Origin of the sequence: Pseudomonas viridiflava, from assembly GCF_900602065.1 — a bacterium.
GTDB lineage: Bacteria > Pseudomonadota > Gammaproteobacteria > Pseudomonadales > Pseudomonadaceae > Aquipseudomonas.
Genome location: NZ_UWFN01000146.1, coordinates 1 through 308, shown reverse-complemented (window position 1 = coordinate 308; position 308 = coordinate 1). Strand labels below are relative to the sequence as shown.

At 59.7% G+C, this 308-nt stretch carries 1 protein-coding gene; it reads right to left on the bottom strand.

Annotated elements, in window-relative coordinates; genetic code table 11:
- Nucleotides 1–308: ImcF-related family protein (locus EE949_RS08375; protein WP_164666720.1), on the bottom strand; the 308-nt coding region annotated here is incomplete at both ends.

The following is a 308-nucleotide window of genomic DNA, read 5'->3' as shown; positions in this document are numbered from 1 at the left end:
CGATACCGGCTCGAAACGTTTGGCAAGACTGCCGTCATCGACCGCTGGCAGTGGCGAAATCAGAACGCTGGCTGCGGCTTCCTTGTTGTCAAAGATGCCGCTGACCTTGCCCCAGAACCCGTCATCGCGTTTGACGCCGACCTGCTGCGCTTCGCGCGGGGCGGGTACGTCCCACTGAGTGTTGTCGTTGACCGCAGACAACAGCAGTTTCACCGGTGAGTTGCGCACATCGCTGAGCAATGACAGTTGCTGTGTGGCGTTGGCCATGTCTGTGAAGCGACGAACGCCTACGCTGTCCACCATCGTGT